We start from the raw sequence: 2,956 nt of genomic DNA, 5'->3' as shown, positions 1-2,956 counted from the left end.
GAGTCGGGGTGTCATATTCAACGTGAGAAGTGTTGATGGTGATACCACGAGCTTTTTCTTCCGGCGCGTTATCGATCTGGTCGAATGCACGAGCAGCACCGCCGTAGGTTTTAGCCAGTACGGTGGTGATTGCAGCGGTCAGGGTAGTTTTACCGTGGTCAACGTGGCCGATGGTGCCGACGTTAACGTGCGGTTTTGTACGTTCAAATTTTTCTTTAGACACGGCTATATTCCTTACTATAGTGCTCTCCCCTATGGAGAGAGCACGGGACTTAGGTTTTAATCCTGTGGCTTATTTACCACGGGCTTCAATAACGGCCTGAGCAACGTTGTTCGGCGCATCGTCGTACTTCAGGAACTCCATGGAGTAAGAAGCACGGCCTTTGGTCAGAGAACGCAGCTGGGTTGCATATCCGAACATTTCAGACAGCGGAACTTCAGCATGGATAACAACGCCAGTGACGTTGGATTCCTGACCACGAAGCATACCACGACGGCGGCTCAAGTCACCGATAACGTCACCGGTGTTCTCTTCCGGAGTCTCTACTTCAACCTTCATGATAGGCTCAAGCAGAACTGGTTTCGCTTTCTTAAAGCCATCTTTGAAGGCGATAGAAGCGGCCAGTTTAAACGCCAGCTCAGAGGAGTCAACGTCATGGTAAGAACCGAAGTGCAGACGCACGCCCAGATCAACAACCGGGTAACCAGCCAGCGGGCCAGATTTCAGCTGTTCCTGGATGCCTTTATCAACGGCCGGGATGTATTCGCCAGGAATTACACCACCTTTGATGTCGTTGATGAACTCGTAGCCTTTCGGGTTTGAACCCGGCTCCAGCGGGTACATGTCGATAACAACATGACCGTACTGACCGCGACCACCAGACTGCTTAGCGTGTTTACCTTCGATATCGGTAACTTTCGCGCGAATCGCTTCGCGGTAAGCAACCTGAGGTTTACCGACGTTCGCTTCAACGTTGAATTCACGCTTCATACGGTCAACGATGATGTCGAGGTGCAGCTCACCCATACCAGCGATAATAGTCTGGTTAGATTCTTCGTCAGTCCATACGCGGAAAGACGGGTCTTCTTTAGCCAGACGGCCCAGAGCCAGACCCATTTTTTCCTGGTCAGCTTTGGTTTTCGGTTCTACCGCGATGGAGATTACCGGCTCAGGGAATTCCATACGTTCCAGAATGATCGGGTGATCCGGGTCACACAGAGTGTCACCAGTGGTCACGTCTTTCAGACCGATTGCAGCAGCGATATCGCCCGCGCGAACTTCTTTGATCTCTTCACGTTTGTTGGCGTGCATCTGAACGATACGGCCAAAACGCTCACGTGCAGTTTTCACGGAGTTCAGGATGGTGTCACCGGAGTTAACCACACCAGAGTACACACGGAAGAAGGTCAGGTTACCCACGAACGGGTCGGTAGCGATTTTGAATGCCAGAGCAGCAAACGGCTCATCATCGCTAGCGTGACGCTCAGCCGGAGTATCTTTACCGTCGTCCAGAATACCGTTGATCGCAGGTACGTCGACTGGGGATGGCAGGTAATCAATTACCGCATCCAGCATCGCCTGAACACCTTTGTTCTTAAACGCAGAACCACAGGTTACCAGGATGATTTCGTTGTTCAGAACGCGCTGACGCAGAGCTTTTTTGATCTCTTCTTCAGTCAGTTCTTCACCACCCAGGTATTTCTCCATCAGCTCTTCTGAAGCTTCCGCTGCGGACTCGATCAGGTTCTGGTGCCATTCGTCAGCCAGTTCCTGCATGTCAGCCGGGATATCTTCATAAGTGAAGGTTACGCCTGCATCTTCTTCGTTCCAGTTGATGGCTTTCATTTTCACCAGGTCAACAACACCGGTGAACGCTTCTTCAGCGCCAATCGCCAGCTGCAGCGGAACAGGGTTCGCGCCCAGACGGGTTTTGATCTGACCAACAACTTTCAGGAAGTTCGCACCCATACGGTCCATTTTGTTAACGAACGCAATGCGCGGAACTTTATATTTGTTTGCCTGACGCCATACGGTTTCAGACTGAGGCTGAACACCACCAACTGCGCAGTAAACCATTACTGCACCATCAAGCACACGCATGGAACGTTCTACTTCGATAGTGAAGTCAACGTGCCCCGGGGTGTCGATGATGTTTACGCGATGCGGTTCATACTGCTTAGCCATACCAGACCAGAATGCAGTAGTCGCTGCGGAGGTGATAGTAATACCACGCTCCTGCTCCTGCTCCATCCAGTCCATGGTGGCTGCGCCGTCATGAACTTCACCGATTTTATGGTTTACACCGGTGTAGAACAGAATACGTTCGGTAGTAGTGGTTTTACCGGCGTCGATGTGCGCACTGATACCGATGTTACGGTAGCGCGCGATGGGTGTTGTACGAGCCATTTGATTCCTCGTTTATCTTTTAGGCGTTCAATTTAAGTAGCCCAAAGCGGGCTGCTTACTGGAAGCGCCCGCCTGGTGACTAAAACTCCGAAGGGATTACCAACGGTAGTGTGCGAACGCCTTGTTGGCTTCTGCCATACGGTGAACGTCTTCACGTTTCTTAACTGCAGTACCTTTGTTTTCTGCAGCATCAGAAAGTTCGTTCGCCAGGCGCAGAGCCATGGATTTATCACCGCGTTTACGAGCAGCTTCAACGATCCAACGCATTGCCAGGGCATTACGACGGACCGGACGGACTTCAACTGGTACCTGATAAGTAGAACCACCAACGCGGCGAGACTTAACTTCGACAGTCGGGCGCACGTTTTCGAGAGCTACTTCGAAAGCTTCCAGTTCGTTTTTACCAGAACGCTGAGCCAGGGTCTCCAGCGCGCTGTATACGATAGTTTCGGCTGTAGATTTTTTACCATCTACCATCAGGATATTTACAAATTTAGCCAGCAGTTCTGATCCGAACTTCGGATCCGGCAGAATTTTACGCTGACCAAT

3 protein-coding genes are annotated in these 2,956 nt (G+C 51.2%); all 3 read right to left on the bottom strand.

Translation table 11 applies throughout. From position 1 onward, the window contains the following. The coding region (locus KQJ18_RS23065) for a GTP-binding protein (RefSeq protein WP_000031665.1) at window positions 1-223 on the bottom strand (223 nt) is incomplete at its 3' end. 69 nt (window positions 224-292) lie between these two features. Further along, a complete protein-coding gene (fusA, locus tag KQJ18_RS23060) occupies window positions 293-2,407 on the bottom strand; it encodes an elongation factor G (protein WP_038634754.1) in 2,115 nt (704 codons plus the stop codon). 96 nt (window positions 2,408-2,503) lie between these two features. After that, on the bottom strand, window positions 2,504-2,956 hold a 453-nt coding region (rpsG, locus tag KQJ18_RS23055), incomplete at its 5' end, for a 30S ribosomal protein S7 (RefSeq protein WP_253297556.1).

The organism is Citrobacter sp. S55_ASV_140, assembly GCF_018919505.1.
Classification (GTDB): Bacteria; Pseudomonadota; Gammaproteobacteria; order Enterobacterales; family Enterobacteriaceae; genus Citrobacter; species Citrobacter werkmanii.
Note: the sequence above shows the minus strand (reverse complement) of the source record. Positions and strands in the feature narration are given on the sequence as shown.

What these genes read in the sequence shown, in the direction of transcription:
- fusA (WP_038634754.1), bottom strand. Translation starts at nt 2,407, where the DNA reads ATGGCTCGTACAACACCCATCGCGCGCTACCGTAACATCGGTATCAGT.